Origin of the sequence: Streptomyces sp. NBC_01334 (assembly GCF_035983595.1) — a bacterium.
Lineage (GTDB): Bacteria > Actinomycetota > Actinomycetes > Streptomycetales > Streptomycetaceae > Streptomyces > Streptomyces coriariae.
In genome coordinates this window covers 7,593,889-7,613,952 of record NZ_CP130718.1, presented here as the reverse complement: position 1 = coordinate 7,613,952, position 20,064 = coordinate 7,593,889, and the positions used below count along the sequence as shown (strand labels likewise).

The 20,064-nt window shown below is 70.8% G+C and carries 19 protein-coding genes; 8 read left to right on the top strand and 11 right to left on the bottom strand.

From position 1 onward, the window contains the following. The first annotated feature begins 87 nt into the window (after positions 1–87). On the top strand, positions 88–1,440 hold the full coding sequence (locus OG736_RS34055; protein WP_327185796.1) for an MFS transporter: 1,353 nt from the start codon (positions 88–90) through the stop codon (positions 1,438–1,440). 292 nt (positions 1,441–1,732) lie between these two features. Here the strand turns inward: OG736_RS34055 and OG736_RS34050 are convergent, their stop codons facing one another. Next, positions 1,733–2,584, bottom strand: coding sequence for an NAD(P)H-binding protein (locus tag OG736_RS34050; protein WP_327185795.1), 852 nt, complete (start codon positions 2,582–2,584; stop codon positions 1,733–1,735). Between the two features lie 96 nt (positions 2,585–2,680). Here OG736_RS34050 and OG736_RS34045 point away from each other — a divergent pair, with 96 nt between their 5' ends. Then, on the top strand, positions 2,681–3,499 hold the full coding sequence (locus OG736_RS34045) for an AraC family transcriptional regulator (RefSeq protein ID WP_327185794.1): 819 nt from the start codon (positions 2,681–2,683) through the stop codon (positions 3,497–3,499). A gap of 44 nt (positions 3,500–3,543) precedes the next feature. Then, a complete protein-coding gene (locus tag OG736_RS34040) occupies positions 3,544–4,146 on the top strand; it encodes a 3'-5' exonuclease (protein WP_327185793.1) in 603 nt (200 codons plus the stop codon). Here OG736_RS34040 and OG736_RS34035 read toward each other — a convergent pair. From OG736_RS34035 to OG736_RS34005, 7 genes are all read right to left on the bottom strand, one after another. Further along, positions 4,112–5,455, bottom strand: coding sequence for a nucleobase:cation symporter-2 family protein (locus OG736_RS34035; RefSeq protein ID WP_327187776.1), 1,344 nt, complete (start codon positions 5,453–5,455; stop codon positions 4,112–4,114). The genes OG736_RS34040 and OG736_RS34035 overlap by 35 nt on opposite strands. A 288-nt stretch (positions 5,456–5,743) precedes the next feature. After that, positions 5,744–7,123, bottom strand: coding sequence for an 8-oxoguanine deaminase (locus OG736_RS34030; RefSeq protein WP_327185792.1), 1,380 nt, complete (start codon positions 7,121–7,123; stop codon positions 5,744–5,746). A gap of 138 nt (positions 7,124–7,261) precedes the next feature. Beyond that, positions 7,262–8,167 carry a factor-independent urate hydroxylase gene (pucL, locus tag OG736_RS34025; protein WP_327185791.1) on the bottom strand — a complete coding sequence of 302 codons (906 nt, stop codon included), beginning with the start codon at positions 8,165–8,167 and terminating at the stop codon, positions 7,262–7,264. Between the two features lie 4 nt (positions 8,168–8,171). Then, the gene (uraH, locus tag OG736_RS34020) at positions 8,172–8,597 is read right to left on the bottom strand and encodes a hydroxyisourate hydrolase (protein ID WP_327185790.1); all 426 of its coding nucleotides are present in this window, start codon (positions 8,595–8,597) and stop codon (positions 8,172–8,174) included. Positions 8,598–8,605: 8 nt separating this feature from the next. Then, the gene (gene uraD / locus OG736_RS34015) at positions 8,606–9,115 is read right to left on the bottom strand and encodes a 2-oxo-4-hydroxy-4-carboxy-5-ureidoimidazoline decarboxylase (protein ID WP_327185789.1); all 510 of its coding nucleotides are present in this window, start codon (positions 9,113–9,115) and stop codon (positions 8,606–8,608) included. Positions 9,116–9,303: 188 nt separating this feature from the next. Beyond that, positions 9,304–9,672, bottom strand: a complete 369-nt coding sequence (locus OG736_RS34010) for a helix-turn-helix domain-containing protein (RefSeq protein ID WP_327185788.1) — start codon at positions 9,670–9,672, stop codon at positions 9,304–9,306. Continuing rightward, entirely contained in the window at positions 9,669–9,953 is a 285-nt protein-coding gene (locus OG736_RS34005; RefSeq protein WP_327185787.1) for a hypothetical protein, read from the bottom strand. The genes OG736_RS34010 and OG736_RS34005 overlap by 4 nt, the downstream gene beginning before the upstream one ends. A 225-nt stretch (positions 9,954–10,178) precedes the next feature. On the opposite strand from OG736_RS34005, the gene OG736_RS34000 reads away from it, so the two are divergent. The 4 genes from OG736_RS34000 to OG736_RS33985 all read left to right on the top strand — a co-directional run bounded on the left by OG736_RS34000 (position 10,179) and on the right by OG736_RS33985 (position 13,530). After that, complete coding sequence (locus OG736_RS34000; protein ID WP_327185786.1) at positions 10,179–11,000, top strand: TIM barrel protein; 822 nt, start codon at positions 10,179–10,181, stop codon at positions 10,998–11,000. 25 nt (positions 11,001–11,025) lie between these two features. Next, positions 11,026–11,919, top strand: a complete 894-nt coding sequence (locus OG736_RS33995; protein ID WP_327185785.1) for a 2-hydroxy-3-oxopropionate reductase — start codon at positions 11,026–11,028, stop codon at positions 11,917–11,919. 556 nt (positions 11,920–12,475) lie between these two features. Then, positions 12,476–12,724, top strand: coding sequence for a hypothetical protein (locus OG736_RS33990; RefSeq protein WP_327185784.1), 249 nt, complete (start codon positions 12,476–12,478; stop codon positions 12,722–12,724). Positions 12,725–12,858: 134 nt separating this feature from the next. Beyond that, positions 12,859–13,530, top strand: a complete 672-nt coding sequence (locus OG736_RS33985; protein WP_327185783.1) for a TIGR04222 domain-containing membrane protein — start codon at positions 12,859–12,861, stop codon at positions 13,528–13,530. A 283-nt stretch (positions 13,531–13,813) separates the two neighbouring features. On the opposite strand, the gene gcl is transcribed toward OG736_RS33985, so the two are convergent. Next, positions 13,814–15,598, bottom strand: coding sequence for a glyoxylate carboligase (gene gcl, locus OG736_RS33980; protein ID WP_327185782.1), 1,785 nt, complete (start codon positions 15,596–15,598; stop codon positions 13,814–13,816). 210 nt (positions 15,599–15,808) lie between these two features. On the opposite strand from gcl, the gene OG736_RS33975 reads away from it, so the two are divergent. After that, positions 15,809–16,624, top strand: a complete 816-nt coding sequence (locus OG736_RS33975) for a hypothetical protein (RefSeq protein ID WP_327185781.1) — start codon at positions 15,809–15,811, stop codon at positions 16,622–16,624. A gap of 89 nt (positions 16,625–16,713) precedes the next feature. Here the strand turns inward: OG736_RS33975 and OG736_RS33970 are convergent, their stop codons facing one another. Together OG736_RS33970 and OG736_RS33965 are read right to left on the bottom strand one after the other, a co-directional pair. Further along, positions 16,714–18,321 (bottom strand): AMP-binding protein, encoded by a 1,608-nt coding sequence (locus tag OG736_RS33970; protein ID WP_327185780.1) that lies wholly within the window; start codon positions 18,319–18,321, stop codon positions 16,714–16,716. Continuing rightward, positions 18,318–19,988, bottom strand: coding sequence for an AMP-binding protein (locus OG736_RS33965; protein ID WP_327185779.1), 1,671 nt, complete (start codon positions 19,986–19,988; stop codon positions 18,318–18,320). The genes OG736_RS33970 and OG736_RS33965 overlap by 4 nt, the downstream gene beginning before the upstream one ends. Between the last annotated feature and the right edge of the window lie 76 nt (positions 19,989–20,064).

The following is a 20,064-nucleotide window of genomic DNA, read 5'->3' as shown; positions in this document are numbered from 1 at the left end:
CCGACACCGACACCGACACACACATCGGCATCGCAACGAACCTACTCCCGCTGGGCGTCCCTCGTCGTCCTGTGCGCGGGAACCCTGATGACGATCCTGGACGGCAACATCGTCACCGTGGCGATGCCCGCCATCCAGAGCGACCTCGGGTTCAGCGCGCCGGGGCTGGCCTGGGTCGTCAACGCGTATCTCATCCCCTTCGGCGGTCTGCTCCTGCTGGTCGGCCGGCTCGGCGACCTGGTGGGACGCAAGCGGATGTTCACGGCGGGCCTCGCGGTGTTCACCGCGGCGTCCGTGCTGTGCGGGGTCGCCGGCAGCCAGGGGATGCTCATCGCCGCACGTGCACTGCAGGGTGTCGGCGGGGCGATGACCTCGGCGGTGGTCCTGGGCATGCTCGTGACCCTCTTCCCCGAGCCGCGTGAACAGGCCCGCGCCATCGCGGTGTTCAGCGCGGTCGGCGCGGCGGGCGGCGCGCTGGGCACGTTCCTGGGCGGGGCGCTCACCCAACTCGTCAACTGGCACTGGATCTTCCTCATCAACCTGCCGATCGGCATCGTGGCCTGGCTCGCGGCCGTCCGTGTCCTCGCTCCGGAGAACGGCGCCGGGCTCGGCAAGGGCGCCGACTACCCGGGCGCTGCTCTGGTCACGAGCGCGCTCATGCTGACCGTGTACGTCATCGTCGGCGTCGGCGGCCGCGACGGGACCGCGACCGCGCTCCTGGCCCTGCTCGCCGCGGCCCTGTTCACGGCGTTCGTCCTGCGCCAGGCCCGGGCCGCACGCCCGCTGCTGCGCCTGCGGCTGTTCGGCTCCCGGCTGCTCAGCGGGGCGAACGCCGTCCAGGTGCTGATGATCGCGACGATGTTCGGCTTCCAGTTCATCGGCGCGCTGTACGTGCAACGCGTCCTCGGATACAGCGAGTTGGCGACCGGTACGGCGTTCCTGCCCGCGCCGGTCCTGATCGGCCTGCTGATGCTGGTCCTGTCCGCGCGGACCATCGGCCGCTTCGGCCCGTACCGCGTCCTGCTCGGCGGTCTGGTGCTGATCACGGCGGGAATGGCGCTTCTGAGCCGCGCACCGGCCGACGGCTCCTACGCCGCCGACTTCCTCCCGCCCATGCTGCTGATGGCCGCCGGTTTCGCCGCCGCGATGCCCGCGCTGACCGGACTGGCCATGTCGGGAGCCCGTCAGGAGGACGGCGGCCTGGCCTCCGGCCTCTTCAACACCACTCAGGTGGTGGGCGGTTCGCTCGGCCTCGCGGTCCTGTCGACCCTGGCCGCGAGCCACACGGACGACCTGCTCGGCGGGGGCACACAACTCCTGCCGGCCACGGCGGAGGGCTACCAGCTGGCATTCCGGGTGGCTTCACTGATCGCAGCAACGGCACTGGCACTCGCAGCAGCGACCCTCCGGACGAGGCGCCCGGAGGGAGACAGGGGCTGAGGGCGCCTGTGGATCAGAGTCGGCGGGCGCCGAGCGGCCGGGGCTGAGGGGGCCGGTGGCTGAGAGCGGCGAGTGCCGCGGGGCCCAGCGAGGCCGAGGCCGACCGCGGCAGGGGCCGATGTCACGAGCCCGGCGCAGCGCAGGCCTGGCGAGGCGCGCTCGGCGGGCCGACGGCCCGGCGGAGCGAAACCGGCCCGGCCGAAGGCCCGGCGGCGCGTCCGGCGGGGCGAAGGCCCGGGGGGCGGGTGAGCGGTGGGGTCCGGGGCCCGGTTGCTCGGCCGCCCCCGGGGCCTCATGCCGCGCCGAAGGCCTCCCGGTGGTCGCGTGCCCACTCGCGGTAGGTCCGCGCCGGACGCCCCAGGAGTTCCGGCACGTCTTCGGTGACGACGGCGTTCCCGCCTCGGCGGACGTACGCGGAGCCCCGCGCGATTCCGTCCGCGACGGCCTCGTCCTGCCCCCAGCCGAGGAGGTGCTCGCGCACCTCGTCCGGGGCGAGGTCGTGTGTCGTCACCGGCCGGCCGAGGACATCCGTGAGGACAGCGGCCTGGCCGGGCACGCTGACGGTCTCCGGTCCGGTCAGCGTGTACGTCCGCCCCGCCCACCGCTCGTCGAGCAGGGCCACGGCCGCCGCCTCGGACACGTCCCGCGGATCGACGACGCCCTGGAGCCCGTCGCCGCTCAGGTTCGGTACCGGCTCGCCGGCGCCGATCGCCTGCGCCCAACCGAGCGTGTTCGAGGCGAAGGAGGAGGGCCGGAGCACCACCCACCGGGCCCCGCTCTCCCGGACGGCCCGCTCGCCGGCGACATGCCACTCCCCGCTCGGACCCACCTCGGGGTCCCCGGTGGCGATCGCGGACAGCTTGACCAGCCGCCGCACGCCCGCGGCCCGCGCGGCCGCCACCAGGGCGCCGTCGTGCTGCACGGACGGTCCCGGCAGACCCACCAGGAAGGCTGCCGTCACTCCGGACATCGCCGCCTCCACGGAGGAGCGGTCGAGGTAGTCCCCACGTGCCACCTCGACCTCCGGGGGCAGCTGCGACCTCGCCGGGTCGCGGGTCAGGGCACGCACCTTCTCGCCGCGCGCGGCGAGGTGTCGTACGAGTTCGCTGCCGATGGTGCCCGTGGCACCGGTCACAAGAATCATGTCGACCACGCTGACGTCCGCCCCCGCCGCGTCTCTAGGAAATTCCGGCACGCTTCGGCCGCCCGGGGGAACCCGGGACGCGCTTACCGTGGAGGCGTGACGAACAGCCCCGCGCTTCCGGCAGATCCGTCGTCCCCGTCCGAGCGGGCCATGCCCGTCCCCTCCGCGCTGCGTCCGTGGTTCACCGGCATCGGGGCGGTCACGGTCGATGGCCCCTTCGACGACGCCTTCGCGCATGTGCCGGACACGGACACGAAGGTGGTCGTCCGCGAGGAGGGGAACGGCCGCCGCGACACCCTGGTGGTGGGCCCGCGCACCCGTGCCTCGTACCACACGGACCTGCACAAGCGGTCGGTGTCGTGTGTCCAACTGCGCCTGGAACCAGGAGTGGTGGGCCCGCTGTTCGGCGTGGCGGCGGTGGATCTCGTCGGCCGGGTCGTCCCGCTCGGCGACCTGCCGACCGGGACGGCTCGACGCCTCGCCCGCGAGCTGACCGGGGTCGAGCGGAACGGGATCACGGCACGTCTGGCGGACCTGCTCCCGCCCGCCGGCGACGGCTCGCGCGAACGGCTGCTGCGGGCCGCCGTCGACGCCCTGTCGACCCGTCCGTACCGCACCCCCGCCCCCGTACGGGACGTGGCGCGCGAACTCGCGGTGAGCGAACGCCAGTTGCGCAACCTGTTCGCCGACGGCGTAGGTGTCTCCCCCAAGCACTACGCCCGTATCGACCGGCTGCGCCACGTCCTCACCCACGCGGCCTCCGCCCCGTGGGCCGAACTCGCCGCCGCCACCGGCTACTACGACCAGTCGCACATGACGGCCGACTTCCGCACCCTGATGGGTGTCCCGCCGGGCGCGTTCTTCACCGGGCGGCTGCCCCGGGCCACACCCTGCCAGGCGCTCCGGCAGAGGTGAATTCGGATGCGGAGAGCCGCGCGGACCTGCGATGCTCCGGTCCCATGGCAGTACGACGCGTGAAACCCAGCCTCTACCTCTCCGTCGACGTCGAGGCGGACGGTCCGATACCGGGACCGTACTCGTTGCTGAGCCTGGGCGCGGCGGTCGCCGGGCGGCAGGACGCCGACGGGTTCACCGCGGCCGACCCCACCCGGCAGACCTTCTACCGTGAACTGCGGCCGATCAGCGACGAGTTCGCCCCCGAGGCGCTGGCCGTGAGCGGGCTCGACCGGGATCGTCTGGTCGTGGAGGGTCTCGAACCCGCCCTGGTGCTGGCCCAGTTCACCCGCTGGGTGCGCGAGGTGAGCGGCGACGCGCAGCCGGTGATGTGCGGCTATCCGGCGTCGTACGACTGGACGTTCCTGTACTGGTACCTGATCCGCTTCACCGGGGAGAGCCCCTTCGGGCACTCCGGCTGCCTCGACATGAAGACGCTGTACGCCACCAAGGCGGGGCTGCCGCTGCGGGCGGTGGCGAAGCGGACGATGCCGGCGCATCTGCTGCCGAGGCGTCCTCACACGCATCACGCGCTGGACGACGCCGTCGAACAGGCCGAGTTGCTCGCGAACCTCATGGCGTGGCCGGGGCCCGGGACGCGCCGGTGATCTCCTCCCCCGCCTCCATCGGGTGGGTCACGTCCGCCGCGTTCCGCCCCTGGCCGACGTGGTTGAAGACCAGGTTGAGCAGGACCGCGGCCAGGCAGCCCGTGGAGATGCCGGAGTCCAGGACGATCTTCGCCGTCTCCGGAAAGGCGTGGTAGAAGTCCGGCGCGGTGATCGGGATGATGCCGACGGCCAGGGAGACGGCGACGATCAGGACGTTGTTGTCCTTCTCCAGGCCGGCCCGGACCAGGGTCTGGATGCCGCTGGCGGCGACCGACCCGAACAGGACGACGCCGGCGCCGCCGAGGACCGGTCGGGGTACGACGGCGATGAGTGAGGCGGCCATCGGGCACAGGCCCATCAGGACGAGGAAGCCGCCGCCGGTGGCGACGACATAGCGGCTGCGGATCCTCGTCATCGCGACCAGCCCGATGTTCTGGGCGAAGGCGCTGCACATGAAGCCGTTGAAGACGGGGCTGAGCGCCGAGCCCAGGGTGTCGGCGCGCAGTCCGGCCGCGATGGTCCGCTCGTCCGCCGGGCGTTCGACGATCTCGCCCAACGCCAGCATGTCCGCGGTGGATTCGGTCATCGAGACCACCATGACCACGCACATCGACAGGATCGCCGCGAGCTGGAACTGCGGGGCGCCGAAGTGGAAGGGGGCCGGGAAGCCGATGACGTCCGCGTCGGCCACCGGGCCGAAGTCCGTGACACCGAAGGGGATCGCGACGAGCGTGCCGGCGAGCAGCCCGAGCAGTACGGCGATCTGTTTGACGAAGCCGCGCGTGAAGCGGCGCAGGAGCAGCACGATCAGGAGGGTCGCCGCCGCCAGGCCCAGGTTCGTCGTCGAACCGTAGTCCGGTGCCGCGGGGGCGGGACCCTGCGCCCAGCCGAAGGCGACGGGGAGCAGGGAGACGCCGATCAGGGTGATCACCGTCCCGGTGACGACTGGCGGGAAGAAGCGCACGGCCTTGCAGAAGACGGGCGCGGCCAGAAAGCCCAGCAGACCGGCGACGATCACCGCGCCGAAGATGACGGGCAGGGCGTCCCGCTTGTCGTCCGTGGCGGCCACGATCGCCGTCATGGGCGCGACCCCGGCGAAGGTGACGCCGTTGACGAAGGGAAGGCGGGCGCCGATCTTCCAGACACCCAGGGTCTGGAGGAAGGTGGCGAGGCCGGCCGTGAACAGGCAGGCGCCGGTGAGGAAGGTGAGTTCAGTGCCGGTGAGGCCTACGGCCGCGCCGACGATCAGGGGCGGGGCGACGACGCCCGCGTACATGGCGGCCACGTGCTGGAGGCCGCTCGTCGCCATTCTCAGTGCGGGGAGTTTCTCGTCGACGGGGTGGTCGACTGCATGCGGGGACACGGCGGCTCTCCTCCGGTCGGGTACACGTCGGCTCTGACGCGGGTGTCAGGGAGGTGGTGCGGCGGTGCGGAAGTACCTGGAAGCCGGAGGTACTCGGAAACGGGGACGGTGGGGAACCGTTCCGGGGCACGCGCGTTCCACGCGCGCCCCGGCCACGGCTACCGGTCGAGGGCCGTCCCCCTCGACCGGAGTTCGGTGCCCGCGGGGACCGAGTCCCTCACGGAGCAGGCGTGTTCAGCCCTGTGCGGCGATGCGCGCCAGCCGCTGCGCCTCTTCCCGCGTCGAGCGGGCGATCGCGTCCTCGTCGGCGTGCAACAGGCGTCCGTCCTCGACGATCTGACGGCCGTTCACGAAGGAGGCGGTGACGGGGGCGGCCGCGCCGAAGACCAGGGCGGTCACCGGGTCGGCGATGGAGGCGTGGGCGAGGGTGTCCAGCTTCCACAGCACCAGGTCGGCCAGCTTGCCCGGCTCCAGCGAGCCGATCTGCGAGGCGCGGCCCAGGACCCGGGCGCCGCCGTGGGTGCCGAGGCGCAGTGCCTGACGGGCGTTCAGGGCGGCCTCGCGGTGTGCGCCGAGGCGGTTGATGAGCAGGGCGTTGCGCAGCTCGGTGTGGAGTTCGCCGGACTCGTTGGAGGCCGTGCCGTCGACGCCGAGGCCGACCGGGACGCCGGCCTTCAGCATGTCGGGGACCCGGGCGATGCCGGCCGCCAGCCGGGCGTTGGACGACGGGCAGTGGGCGACACCCGTCCCCGTCCGGGCGAAGGCGTCGATGTCGGAGTCGTTCATGTGGACGCAGTGGGCCATCCACACGTCCTCGCCGAGCCAGCCGGTGGACTCGAAGTAGTCGGTCGGGCCCATGCCGAACAGCTCGTGGCAGAACTTCTCCTCCTCGACCGTCTCCGAGCCGTGGGTGTGCAGACGCACACCGAGCCGGCGGGCCGACTCGGCGCCCTGCCGCATCAGTTCGGTGGAGACGGAGAAGGGCGAGCAAGGAGCGACGGCGACCTGGGTCATCGCGTCGAAGGAGGCGTCGTGGTGCTGCCGGACGGTCTCCTCGGTGGCGGCGAGGGCGCCCTCCAGGGTCTCGACGGCGAAGTCCGGGGGCAGCCCGCCGTCCTTCTCGCTGCGGTCCATGGAACCGCGGGCGAGGGTGAAGCGGACGCCCATGTCGCGGGCGGCGCCGATGATCGCGCCGGACAGGTCGCCGGAGCCCTTCGGGAAGACGTAGTGGTGGTCCATGGCGGTGGTGACGCCGCCGCGGGCCATCATCGCCAGCGAGCCCTGGGCGGCCGCGCGGACCATCTGCTCGTCGATACGCGCCCAGGTGGGGTAGAGGGCGACGAGCCAGTCGAAGAGGTTGTGGTCGGTGGCCAGGCCCCGGGTGATCCACTGGTAGAAGTGGTGGTGGGTGTTGACCAGGCCCGGGGTGACCAGGTGCCCGGTGGCGTCGATGCGGCGCTCGACGTCCTCCAGGCCGTCCGGGGCCCTGCCCGCGCCGAGCGACTCGATCCGGTTGCCGGCGAGAACCACGTGACCGTTTGCGTACTCGGTGTCCTGAGCGTCGACGGTCGCGATCGAACAGTTCTCGATGACGGTGCGCCGGTCTGCTGCCATGGTGTCGTCCTTTTCACTCAGTGGACTCTGGTGGAGAGGGCACGGCAGGACCCTGGGAGTTTGAGTGCCGTGGCCGGTGAGGCGCGGGCTCGCCGGCCACGGGTGCCGAAAATAGAGGGAGCTGGTCAGAGGGGCGGTTCAGAGGTTGGTGAGGTCCACCGGGATCTTCGCCTCGCAGCCGTCCCGCAGAACGGTGGCCTCGATCAGGCCGTAGGGACGGTCGGCGGCGTAGTAGACGGCTCCGTCGGCGGTGTCGTTCTTCAGCCCGAACGGCTTCAGGTCCACCAGGAAGTGGTGCTTGTTGGGGAGCGAGAAGCGGACCTCGTCGATCTCGCCGCGGTGGTCGATGATCCGTGCGCCCATGGCGTACAGGGTCTGCTGCAGGGAGAGGGAGTACGTCTGCGCGAAGGCCAGCAGCATGTGCTGCTTGATCTGGGCGTACGACTCCTCCCAGTCCGGCGCCTGCTGGGCGTCGTCCGACCAGTTGAAGCGCCAGCGGCTGGACACCTCGGTCGCCAGGATGCGGTCGTACGCCTCGGGCAGCGTCGTGTACTCGTCCTTGACGTAGCCCCAGAACTCCGAGTTCGTCGAGTTCATGACGGTCAGGTCCTTGAGCCCGGAGAGGACCTCCCAGGAGGAGCCGTCGTAGGTGATCTGGGCGAGGCGGGTCTCCTGGCCCTGGCGGACGAAGGAGTGTTCGTCCTCGCCGGGCGTGACGATCCGCTCCCAGCTGTACTCCTCGATGCGGATCCGCGCGGTCCTGATCGGTTCCTGCGAGGTCACGAAGTGGCGGGCGAGGTGGATGCCGAACTGCTCGGCGGACTCGATGCCGTGCTCCTTGGCGAACGCGTACACCGTGTTCTTGGTGGTGTCGGTCGGCAGCACGTTGGCGTTCGAGCCGGAGTAGTGGACTTCGTCCATGTCGCCGCTGAGCGACACGGAGACGTTGAGGTCCTTGATGTGGTGGGTGGTGCCGTCCCGCGTGATCTTGACGACTCGGTTCTCGGCCTTGCCGTACTGGTTCTGTCCCAGGTAGGTGGGCATCTAGCTAGCTCCCTCGGTAAACGGAGTAGCCGAACGGGTTGAGCAGCAGCGGTACGTGGTAGTGCTCGCCGGGCACGACGGCGAAGGTGATCGCCACCTCCGGGAAGAACACTGGCGTGGGACCGCTGTCCCGATTCGCGGGGGCGTCCTGCTGCGCATCGGCTTGCTTCTTCTCGGATCGCTCGAAATACGCCTCCACGGCGAAGTCGAGCCGTACATGGGTGGTCCCCTCCGGCAGCGCCGGCAGGTCCTTGCAGCGGCCGTCCGCGTCGGTCGCGGAACCGCCGAGCGCCCGCCAGTCCCCCTCCTGCCCGGGCCGGGCACCCCGTCCCGGGCGGGCGGAGAGGTGGACGGCGACTCCCGCGGCGGGTCGGCCGACGGAGGTGTCCAGGATGTGGGTGGACACCGATGCGGTGCTGCTGGTGCTCATGGGGTGTGTCAGTCCTCTTCGACGAGTCGGGCGAGGCGGATACGGTTGATCTTGCCCAGTTCGACGCGGACGACCTCCCGTTCCTGCTCCGGCGCGTTGCCGATCCGTTCCTTGAGCGCGTCGCGCATCTGCTCGCCGGTGCGACCGGTGGCGCAGATCAGGAAGACATGGCCGAACCTCTCCTGGTAGGCCAGGTTCAGTTCGAGCATCTCGGCCCGGAGCTCCTCGGAGGCGCCGGCCATGCCGCGCTGTTCACGGGCCGAGGTCGGGTCGCCGGGCTTCGGACGGCCGATCGGCGGGTGCCCGGCCATCGCCTCCGCCAGGTCCGTGGCGGTCAGGCCGGCCATGGCGGCGTCGCCGGCGGTGCAGAGGTCGGCGACGGTGGCGTAGGGGCGGGCCGCGAGCAGTCGGGTGGCCCACGCCGTGGAGGCGCACGCCTCGTGGAGCGCGGCGCGGGCCACGGACTCCTCGAGGTCGTTGAACCGGGCCAGGCCCGGGGGTGGGGAAGTCGAAGTCACGGGAGCCTCCGTGGCCGCGAGACGGCCTTCGTGCTTGAGCGGGCTGCGGCCAGCTAACGCCTGTCCGCGACATCACGTCAACACTTTGTTGAAAATTCCGGGTAACGAAACCCGGCCGCCCCCCACCGGCCCACCAGCGACCCGCCATCCGCCCCCGATCGTCCTCGGGGACGCCCCCAGGAGACCGCTCAGGCCTCTTTCTCCCGGTTGAGATAGTTGTAGACCGTGAAGCGGCTCACCCCGAGCGCGCTCGCCACGGTTTCCACGCCGTGCCGTACGGAGAAGGCGCCGCGCGCCTCGAGTATCCGTACGACCTCCTGCTTGGCCTTGCGGTCCAGGTCGGCCAGCGGTCTGCCCTTCCTGCGCTCCATGGCGGCGAGGATGTGATCGAGGGAGTCGGCGAGCTGGGGCAGGCGTACGGCGACGGCGTCGGCGCCCTCCCAGGCCAGGACGACGTCGTCGACGCCGGCCTCGTCCGGCGGGATCATCTCCCCGCCCATCGCGTCGATCAGCGGCTTCACGGCCGCGATGAAGGCCTCGTCACCGGAGGTGCTCACACACCCTCCCCGACGACATCGCCGGCCGTGTCCCGGTCCGCGTCCCCGATGACGTTGACCTGGAGCGAGATGCGGGTGGCGCCCGCGCCGAGGGACTTGCGCAGCAGGGCGTCCACGGCGGCGAGCACGGCGTCGGCGGCCCCCTCCGCGGTGTTGCCGAACGGCCCGACGTCCACCGTGTCCAGATCGGCCGCCTCGATCACCTCACGGGCGACCAGCGCGTGCGCGGGTGCCTCGTCGAGGTCGAAGGGCTCGGTGGTGAACTCCACTTTCAGTCGCATCGCGCCCCACACCTCTCTGAACGGGACCGGACCTTCGGCGCCCGGACCCCGACCTTAACGGACCGGACGGACGATCACCCCGGACTCGGGATTCCACCTCGGTCGGGCTCGGGCACCCCCTCATCCCCTTGACAAGCCGCCCGACCGACCGGCAATCTTCCAATAAGCAGAAAATAACTTCCGCAATACGGAAACACTCGACACGGAAGGGAGCGCGGAACCCCTATGGGCTTCGAAGACCAGCGCTTCAACGTCAACCTGTCGATCCTCTTCACGGAACTCCCGCTCCTGGAGCGCCCCGCGGCCGCCGCCGCGGCCGGCTTCACCGCGGTCGAGCTGTGGTGGCCCTGGATCGACTCCCCCACCCCCGAGCCGTCCGAACTCGACGCCCTGAAGAAGGCGATCGAGGACGCGGGCGTACAGCTCACCGGCCTCAACTTCTACGCCGGACAGCTCCCGGGGCCCGACCGCGGCGCCCTGTCGCTGCCCGGTGAGGAGTCGGAGCGGTTCCGCGCCAACATCGACGTGGCCGCCGGCTTCGCGCAGTTGCTGGGCTGCCGCGCGCTCAACGCGCTGTACGGCAACCGTCTCGACGGTGTGGACCCGGCCGAGCAGGACGCCCTGGCGCTGGAGAATCTGGTCCTCGCGGCCCGGGCCGCGCACCGGATCGGCGCGATCCTGCTCGTCGAGGCACTGAACCGGCCCGAGTCGCCCCGCTACCCGCTGGTCAGCGCGCCGGCCGCGATCGGGATCGTCGACAAGGTCAACGACGCGACGGGGCTCGGCAACGCGAAGTTCCTGATGGACCTGTACCACCTGTCGATGAACGGCGAGGACCTGCCGTCGGTGATCGAGCGCTACGCGTCGCGGACCGGCCATGTGCAGATCGCCGACAACCCCGGCCGTGGCGCGCCGGGCACCGGCTCACTCCCCCTCGAGGACCTCCTCGACCGGCTGCGCAAGGCCGGATACGACGGCTGGGTCGGCCTCGAGTACAAGCCGGGCGACCGGCCGAGCGCCGAGGCCTTCGACTGGCTGCCCCGCTGATCCCCCGTACCGAGAGGCACCCCCGATGAGCAACGCACTTCCCAAGATCGCCTGGATCGGCCTCGGCATCATGGGTTCGCCCATGTCCGAGAACCTGCTCAAGGCGGGTTACGACGTCACCGGCTTCACCCTGGAGCAGGACAAGCTGGACCGGCTGGCCGCCGCCGGCGGCAGCGCCGCGGGGTCCATCGCCGAGGCCGTGCGCGACGCCGACGTCGTGATCACCATGGTGCCTGCCTCACCGCAGGTCGAGGCCATCGCTTACGGGCCCGAGGGCATCCTGGAGAACGCGCGGTCCGGGGCGCTTCTGATCGACATGTCCTCGATCACCCCGCAGACCTCGATCGACCTGGCCCGGGCGGCGAGGGACAAGGGCATCCGGGTGCTCGACGCCCCCGTGTCCGGGGGTGAGGCCGGCGCCGTAGAGGCCGTGCTGTCCATCATGGTGGGCGGCGAACAGGCCGACTACGACGAGGCGGAGCCCCTCTTCGAGGCGCTCGGCAGGACCATCGTGCTGTGCGGTCCGCACGGCTCGGGCCAGACCGTGAAGGCCGCCAACCAGCTGATCGTCGCCGTGAACATCCAGGCGTGCGCCGAGGCCGTGGTCTTCCTGGAGAAGTCGGGCGTGGACCTGAAGGCGGCGTTGGACGTCCTGGGCGGCGGACTCGCCGGCTCGACCGTGCTGGCCCGGAAGAAGGACAACTTCCTCACCCGTGACTTCAAGCCGGGCTTCCGGATCGACCTGCACCACAAGGACATGGGCATCGTCACGGACGCCGCCCGCAACGTCGGCGCGGCCCTGCCCGTCGGCGCGGTCGTCGCCCAGCTGGTCGCGAGCCTGCGCGCGCAGGGCGACGGCGGACTGGACCACTCGGCCCTGTTGCGGGCCGTCGAGCGCCTCTCGGGCGCGAGACTCTGAGACTTCCGGGCGGCGCCGTCGCTGACATCTGTCCTGTCGCGCCCAGGCGGCGACGCCGCCCGGAAACCATTGCTGCAACCTGTTGCCGCCCGGCTCGCCCGACACCGGCGGACGACAACCGAACACCGAGAACACCGAGCTCGCGTACAGGTCCTGACGGTGAGTCACGACTTCGTACGCGCGGCCCGCGGCCGTGCCGCGCGACCCGGATGAGGGGTGGTCGCCGGACACGGGCGCGGGCAGGGCGAGGACCGCGGCGGCGTGCGAGCCAGTGCGGTGGTGAAGGGACGGGGCCCGCTTCTCGACCTGAGGGAAGCCCGCTCCCGGCTCCGTCGCAACCCGCCGCGGTCCCTGCCCCCACCTCGACCCCACCACACCCCCACCCCTCGCCCCCACCCCGAAAGCACCGTCCGGCGGCGCGAACGTCCTGTCGCGCCCAGCCTCGCGCCGTCGGACGGCCATTCATGCACCGGCGCTCCCCCGTCAGCAGGACCGACGAGGGAGCGCCGCGCGTTGCCCTGTGGACAAGGGCGCCGGTCCGGATATGAATACGAATATGAACAATTCGCCGCAATATCCACACATCGTGGTCCACCCTCCGGCACTGGACGGGTCCCGACGGGTCACCTCGGGTGACACCGTTCTCGGGCTCGCCTCCCATCTCGACGACGTCGTCGAGATCCTCCGCCTGGCCGACCTGGACCGGATCGAGGTGGAGGAGAACGACCTGATCGAGTGGCAGGGCGGCGGCCCCGACGACTGGCCGGGACTGTCGGAGGAGCACGGGCACCGACACGAGGAGTAGACCGGGCCCGCCAAGCTCAAATCAACCTCTGAAATCTGTTCAAGAGGCTTCAACCGCCCCCCGGCAAGGGCACATTGTGGTCACGCGGGGCCCGCCGACACGGGGGCGGCGGGCCTCGCTCCGGGGGTGAGGACATGAGCGGTGGTACATCGGTCCGGCTGGGGCCGTACGAGGTCGCGTTGCTGCGGGGCGGTCCGCGGGCGGCGGTCACGGTGGCCGCGCTCGCCCTGCAGCTGAGGGGGCTGGTCGACGCGGGCCGGCCGGGCAGGATCCGGGCGACGGGGACGACGGGGGCGCCGAGGGCGACAGGGGCGCCGTCGGCCGGGGACGCGGGAGACGGCCGGCCCACCCAGGACGCCCTGGATGCCCTGCCCGCTCTGGACGCCCTGCCCGAGGCGGTCTACGCGGCGCTGCAACGGCCCGCGAGCTCCACGGAGTTGGAGGACCGGCCGGATGTGCGGGAGGCACTGTCCGGGCTGCGGGCCGGGCTGGTGGCGGCCGGGATGCTGCGCTCCCTTCCGCCGCGGCGGACCCGCGCCGCTCGACGCGCTCTGCGCGCCCTGCGGGACGGACACCCCCTGCCGGCCGGCAGGAAGGGGCTGTCGACGGACGACGTCCTGATGGCGGTGGCGCTGCACGGCGAATCCGCCCTGAGCGTTCTGGCGGCGCGCTTCGCCCTGCGGGCGGGCCTGATCGCCCGGGCCGAGGTGGCGGACAAGGGGTTCCACCGACGCTCACCGCGGGGCGGTGGCACGGGCGGGGTGATGTACAGCTGCGGCGGTGGGGGCGGCGGCGGCTCGGACTGAACCCCCGGAAACACGCTCAGCAAACGGGCTCAGGAAACGGGTTCTGGAAACGGGTTCAGCAAACGCCTACCGGACTTGCGCACGGCAACGCCTTTCGGGAAAGCGCATACGGAAATCGCGGAATGGGGCGGCCCGTCCCACAGGACGGGCCGCCCCTTCGCGACGACGGGCCTCGGCATCAGACCTCCGCCATCAGACCTTCGGCATCAGCTGTTCGGCCTCGGGCCTTCGGCATCAGCCGTTCAGCCCCGGCCCCTCAGCCTCAGTCCTCCCGCCTCCCGCCTCAGACCTTCAGCGTCCTGATCGACGTCGGCGCATGCCCCGGCTCGGTGGCGAGTTCCTCGAACTCCACCACGTTGCCGATGTCGTTGGTGCCGCTCATCGAGATGTTGGTGACACGCTCCAGGATCGCCTCCACGACGACCGGCACCTGGAACTCGGCGGCCAGCTTCTTGGCCTGCTCGAAGGCGGCCCCCAACTCGGCGGGGTCCGTCACCCGGATCGCCTTGCAGCCGAGGCCCTCGGCGACCTTGACGTGGTCGACGCCGTACACGCCCAGCTCGGGCGAGTTGATGTTCTCGAACTCCAGATTGACCTGGAAGTCGATGTCGAACGCCCGCTGCGCCTGCCGGATCAGCCCCAGGTAGGAGTTGTTGACGAGGACATGGACGTAAGGGATCTTGTGCTGCGCGCCGACCGCCAGTTCCTCGATCATGAACTGGAAGTCGTAGTCCCCGGACAGGGCCACGACCTGCGCCTCCGGGTCGGCCTTGGCCACGCCCAGTGCCGCCGGGATCGTCCAGCCGAGGGGCCCCGCCTGGCCGCAGTTGATCCAGTGGCGCGGCCGGTACACGTGCAGCATCTGGGCGCCGGCGATCTGCGAGAGTCCGATGGTGGTGACGTACCGGGTCTCCGGGCCGAAGGCCTTGTTCATCTCCTCGTAGACGCGCTGCGGCTTGATCGGGATGTCGTCGAAGTGCGTACGGCGCTGGAGGGTCGCCTTCTTCTCCTGCGCGGCGGCCGCCCACGCGGAACGGTCGGGAAGCGTGCCCGCCGCCCTCGACTCCCTCGCCGCCTCGACGAAGAGCTCCAGAGCCGCCTTCGCGTCCGAGGCGATCCCGTAGTCCGGGGCGAAGATCTTGCCGATCTGGGTGGGCTCGACGTCGACGTGGACGAAGGTGCGGCCGGCCGTGTAGACGTCGATGCGGCCGGTGTGGCGGTTGGCCCAGCGGTTGCCGATACCGAGGACGAAGTCGGACTCCAGGAACGTCGCGTTGCCGTAGCGGTGCGAGGTCTGGAGGCCGACCATGCCGGCGTTCAGCTCGTGGTCGTCGGGGATCGCACCCCAGCCCATCAGGGTCGGGATGACCGGAGTTCCGGTCAACTCAGCGAATTCCAGGAGGAGTTCGGCGGCGTCGGCGGTGATGACACCGCCGCCCGCGACGATCAGCGGACGCTCGGACGCGTTCAGCATCGAGAGCGCCTTCGCGATCTGCGCACGGGTCGCGGCCGGCTTGTAGACGGGCAGCGGCTCGTACGTGTCCACGTCGAACTCGATCTCCGCCTGCTGGACGTCGACCGGCAGGTCGACCAGGACCGGGCCCGGCCTGCCGGAACGCATGAGATGGAAGGCCTGCTGGAAGACGCCGGGCACCTGGGCCGCCTCCAGGACGGTGACCGCCATCTTGGTCACCGGCTTGGCGATGGAGGCGATGTCGACGGCCTGGAAGTCCTCCTTGTGGATCACGGCGGTCGGGGCCTGGCCCGTGATGCACAGGATCGGGACGGAGTCGCCGATGGCGGAGTACAGCCCGGTGATCATGTCGGTGCCGGCCGGACCGGAGGTGCCGACACAGACCCCGATGTTGCCCGGGTGGGTACGGGTGTAGCCCTCGGCCATGTGCGAGGCGCCCTCGACATGACGGGCGAGGGTGTGGTTGATCCCGCCGGAAGCCTCGAGCGCCGCGTAGAAGGGGTTGATCGCCGCGCCGGGGACACCGAACGCGCTGGTGACGCCCTCGCGCTTGAGGATCTCGACTGCCGCGCGGGCAGCGGTCATACGAGCCATGGGCTACTCCTGCTTCGACTGCTTCAGCTGCTCTAGCTGTCGGATTCGCTCTCCCGTCGCGCCCCGCGGTGAGCCCTTCCATCGGTGTACAGCGTTCCGCTCACTTCCGTGATGCGGAAAATATTTTCTACTATCTGGAAGCAATGTAAGTGGGGACGCGAAGGTCGTCAAGAGACGGACAAGCGGAGGCCGGAGGAGGACGATGGGGCCATGCCCGAGAGCGTGCCGGTGCGCTGCCCGGCCTGCCGGCGCGAGCGCCTCTACACCGCGCCCTGCTACCCGTGCGCGTGCGGTGCTCCCGTCACGCCTGTGCTCGACCGGCGGACGGCGCCGACGACCGTCGTGCACCGGGCGTGGGACGACGAGTGGGTCGCCCTGCGCTGCCCCGCCTGCCACCGCCGGCACCAGTGGCCGCACCCTGAACTGGGCTGCGCCTGCGGAGCGGTGATGCGGATCCCGGTGACCGACCCGGCCCCCGAGCGGGAGCAGGGGCCGGGACCCGAGCGGGAGCCAGGGCCAGAGCCGGGGCAGAGGACGGGGCCCGGGACAACCGCGCCGACGTCGACGCCGACACCGCCGCCGTCATCCCCACCTGCACCAACACCGGCACCGGCACCGGCACCGGCACCGGCACCGGCAGCACAACGGCGTGCCTTTCGACCCGTCGCCATCCGTACCGCCCGTGACGCGGTCACGGCCGCCGCGCTCTATCTGAACTGGCTCGGGCACGGGGACATCCGGCGGGCCGATCAACGGCCCACCTCCGGCATCGGCCTCGCCGCCCGCGGGCTCGTGGCACAGGTGGACCCCAGCGTGCGCCCGGCCTCACTGCGGGACGTGGAGTGCCTGTGGCTGACGGCCATGACGGAATCCGCGGACTGCGTCTACTTCTCCCTGGCCGGATACGCCGAGGAGGCCCGCGCCCGCGCCGACCAGCTGCGCGTACCGCTCTTCGTGCTGGACCTGACGGGCACCCCGCAGCCGGTCAACGCGATGGCCGACGCCCTCGACGCCGGAGACGCCTGAGGCGAAGGCCATCGCCGTAAGAAACCCGGACAACACGAGCAGTCGGGGTGGCCCGAGCAACCCGAGTAGCCCCAGGCACGGAAACCCCGCTAAACGCCGTACCCCTCGCGCAGCTCGATCTTCCGTACCTTCCCCGAGACGGTCATCGGGAAGGCCTCCATGATCCGCAGCCTGCTCGGGATCTTGTAGTGCGCCAGCCGGCCCTCGCAGTAGGCGCGCAACTCCTCCAGCGACAGCGGGTCCGCCGCGTCGGCCGGGATCACACAGGCGAGGACCTCCTCGCCGTACTTCTCGTGCGGGACGCCGACGACCTGCACGTCCCGGATCCCCGGGTGGCTGTAGAGGAACTCCTCGATCTCGCGCGGGTAGATGTTCTCCCCGCCCCGGATGATCATGTCCTTGATCCGGCCGACGATCTCGACGTAACCGTCTTCACGCATCACCGCCAGGTCCCCGGTGTGCATCCAGCGTCCCGCGTCGATCGACTCGGCGGTCTTCTCGGGCTCGTTCCAGTATCCGAGCATCACGCTGTAGCCGCGGGTGCACAGCTCGCCCGCGAGGCCGCGCGGCCGGGTCACGCCGTCCACCGGGTCCACGACCTTCACCTCGATGTGCGGCAGGACCCTGCCCACGGTGCCGGTGCGATGCTCCAGATCGTCCTCGCGACGGGTCTGGGTGGAGACGGGCGAGGTCTCGGTCATGCCATAACAGATAGACACCTCCGCCATGTTCATCTCGGCGACCACCCGTTTCATCACCTCGACCGGGCAGGGCGAGCCCGCCATGATGCCGGTGCGCAGGGAGGAGAGGTCGTAGGTCGCGAAGTCGGGCAGGTTCAACTCCGCGATGAACATGGTCGGCACGCCGTACAGGGAGGTGCACCGCTCCTGCTGGACCGCCTCCAGCGTGGCCTTCGGGTCGAATGACGGGGCCGGGACGACGATGCAGGCGCCGTGCGAGGTGGCCGCCAGGTTTCCCATCACCATGCCGAAGCAGTGGTAGAAGGGCACCGGGATGCAGATCCGGTCCTGCTCGCTGTAGGCGATCGACTCACCCACGAAGTAACCGTTGTTGAGAATGTTGTGGTGGGAGAGGGTGGCTCCCTTGGGGAAGCCCGTCGTACCCGAGGTGTACTGGATGTTGACGGGGTCGTCGCAGGACAACTCGTTTCTGCGGGTGCGGAAGGCCTCGTCGAGGTCGGGTGTTGCGCGCCGCAGCAAGGCGTCCCAGCTCGGATCACCGAGGTAAACGGTCTCCCGCAGTTGCGGGCATCTGCCGCGTACCTGCTCGACCATCGCCCGGTAGTCGCTCGTCCGGTGGCTGAGCGAGGCGAACAGCACGGAGATCCCGGCCTGGCGGAGGACGTACTCGACCTCGTGCGTGCGGTACGCCGGGTTGATGTTCACCATGATCGCGCCGATCCGGGCGGTGGCGTACTGGACGAGCACCCACTCCGCGCAGTTGACCGCCCAGATGCCCACCCGGTCGCCCTTGGCGACCCCGCTCGCGAGCAGCGCGTACGCCAGCCGGTCGACGTCCTCGACGAATCGGCGGTACGTCCAGCGCCGCCCGGACGGCACGTCGACCAGCGCCTCGCGGTCCGGCCAGCGGTCCGCCGTCCGGTCCAGGTTGTCGCCGATGGTGTCCCCGAGCAGCGCGGTCGCGCTCGTCCCGTGCGCGTACGACGCCCCGCTCACCGGAAGTCCTCCTCGCGGTACTCGTCCGGCGAGCCCGCCTCGGTCGCCTCCCGCAGCTCGATCCGGCGGATCTTGCCGCTCACCGTCTTGGGCAGCGGGGCGAACTCAAGGCGGCGCACGCGCTTGTACGGGGCGAGGACCTCGCGGGAGTGCTCGAACAGAACCTTCGCGGTGTCGGGGCCCGGCTCCCAGCCCTCGGCCAGCACGACGTAGGCCTTGGGCACGGCGAGGCGCAGCTCGTCCGGGGCGGGGACGACGGCCGCCTCGGCGACCGCCTCGTGCTCCAGCAGCGCGCTCTCCAGCTCGAAGGGGCTGATCTTGTAGTCGGAGGCCTTGAAGACGTCGTCGGCCCGGCCGACGTAGGTGAGGTAACCGTTCTCGTCGCGGCTGCCGATGTCGCCGGTGCGGTAGTAACCGCCTGCCATCACCTCCGCCGTGCGGTCGGCGTCGCCGTGGTAACCGGTCATCAGGCCGACCGGCCGGGACGCCAGGTCCAGCGCGATCTCGCCCTCCTGCGCACCCGGCGCGCCCGACACCGGGTCGAGGAGCTCCACCCGGTAGCCGGGGCCCGGCCGGCCCATCGAGCCGGTCTTCAGGTCCTGTCCGGGACTGTTGGCGATCTGCACGGCCGTCTCGGTCTGCCCGAAACCGTCCCGGACGGTCACCCCCCAGGTGCGCCGCACCTGCTCGATGACCTCGGGATTGAGCGGCTCGCCCGCGGCCACCGCCTCACGGGGCGGGGTGCGCAGCTGGGTGAGGTCGGCCTGGATGAGCATGCGCCAGACGGTGGGCGGGGCGCAGAACGTCGTGACCCCCGCCCGGTCCATCTCGGTCATCAGCCGGGCCGGGTCGAAGCGGGTGTAGTTGTGGATGAAAACGGTTGCTTCGGCGTTCCAGGGGGCGAAGAGGTTGGACCAGGCGTGCTTGGCCCAGCCTGGCGAGGAGATGTTGAGGTGCACGTCGCCGGGCCGGAGCCCGATCCAGTACATCGTCGACAGATGCCCGATCGGATACGAGGTGTGGGTGTGTTCCACCAGCTTGGGGCGGGCGGTCGTACCGGAGGTGAAGTAGAGCATCAGCGGGTCGTCGGCGAGGGTGGGGCCGTCGGGCGTGAAGCCGGCCGGGGCCGTGTAGGCGTCCTCGAACCGCTGCCAGCCCTCGGGTGCGCCGCCGACCGCGATGCGCCGGTAGTCGCCGGGGACCGCGTCGAACTTGCCGGTGTCCTCGGTGCGGACGAGGACGTGCCGGATGCGGCCGCGTTCGACGCGGTCGGTGAGGTCGGCGGGGCCGAGCAGCGGAGTGGCCGGGACGACGACGGCCCGCAGCTTCATCGCGGCCAGCGCGGTCTCCCAGAGTTCGGCCTGGTTGCCGAGCATGACGAGGATCCGGTCCTCGGCGGCGACACCGCGCCCGCGCAGCCAGTTCGCGAGCCGGTCGGAGCGCTCCGACAGTTCGGCGAAGCTGAGACGGGTTTCGGAACCGTCTTCTTCCACGATGTGCAGGGCGGTGCGCCCGTTGCCGTCGGCGATGACGTCGAACCAGTCGAGGGCCCAGTTGAAGCGCTCCGGGCGGGGCCACTCGAAATGCTCGTAAGCGGTTGTGTAGTCCTCGCGGTGTTCCAGCAGGAAGTCGCGGGCTCCGCGGAAACGCTCCGTCGCCGTCGTCATCTGTCCTCCGTGCTTTCTTGGCTTGCTCGGTCGGCGCCTCCGGGGCTCGCTCAGCCCCTGCGGCTCACTCCCGTGG

Excerpts from the sequence above, each read along its gene's own strand:
- OG736_RS33995 (WP_327185785.1), top strand. The coding sequence starts at position 11,026 with ATGAGCAACGCACTTCCCAAGATCGCCTGGATCGGCCTCGGCATCATG.
- OG736_RS34000 (WP_327185786.1), top strand. The coding sequence starts at position 10,179 with ATGGGCTTCGAAGACCAGCGCTTCAACGTCAACCTGTCGATCCTCTTC.
- OG736_RS33965 (WP_327185779.1), bottom strand. The coding sequence starts at position 19,988 with ATGACGACGGCGACGGAGCGTTTCCGCGGAGCCCGCGACTTCCTGCTG.
- OG736_RS33985 (WP_327185783.1), top strand. The coding sequence starts at position 12,859 with ATGAGCGGTGGTACATCGGTCCGGCTGGGGCCGTACGAGGTCGCGTTG.
- OG736_RS34035 (WP_327187776.1), bottom strand. The coding sequence starts at position 5,455 with ATGGCGACGAGCGGCCTCCAGCACGTGGCCGCCATGTACGCGGGCGTC.
- pucL (WP_327185791.1), bottom strand. The coding sequence starts at position 8,167 with ATGCCCACCTACCTGGGACAGAACCAGTACGGCAAGGCCGAGAACCGA.
- uraH (WP_327185790.1), bottom strand. The coding sequence starts at position 8,597 with ATGAGCACCAGCAGCACCGCATCGGTGTCCACCCACATCCTGGACACC.
- OG736_RS34040 (WP_327185793.1), top strand. The coding sequence starts at position 3,544 with ATGGCAGTACGACGCGTGAAACCCAGCCTCTACCTCTCCGTCGACGTC.
- OG736_RS34050 (WP_327185795.1), bottom strand. The coding sequence starts at position 2,584 with ATGATTCTTGTGACCGGTGCCACGGGCACCATCGGCAGCGAACTCGTA.
- gcl (WP_327185782.1), bottom strand. The coding sequence starts at position 15,598 with ATGGCTCGTATGACCGCTGCCCGCGCGGCAGTCGAGATCCTCAAGCGC.
- OG736_RS34030 (WP_327185792.1), bottom strand. The coding sequence starts at position 7,123 with ATGGCAGCAGACCGGCGCACCGTCATCGAGAACTGTTCGATCGCGACC.
- OG736_RS33975 (WP_327185781.1), top strand. The coding sequence starts at position 15,809 with ATGCCCGAGAGCGTGCCGGTGCGCTGCCCGGCCTGCCGGCGCGAGCGC.
- OG736_RS34005 (WP_327185787.1), bottom strand. The coding sequence starts at position 9,953 with ATGCGACTGAAAGTGGAGTTCACCACCGAGCCCTTCGACCTCGACGAG.
- OG736_RS34055 (WP_327185796.1), top strand. The coding sequence starts at position 88 with ATGACGATCCTGGACGGCAACATCGTCACCGTGGCGATGCCCGCCATC.
- OG736_RS33990 (WP_327185784.1), top strand. The coding sequence starts at position 12,476 with ATGAACAATTCGCCGCAATATCCACACATCGTGGTCCACCCTCCGGCA.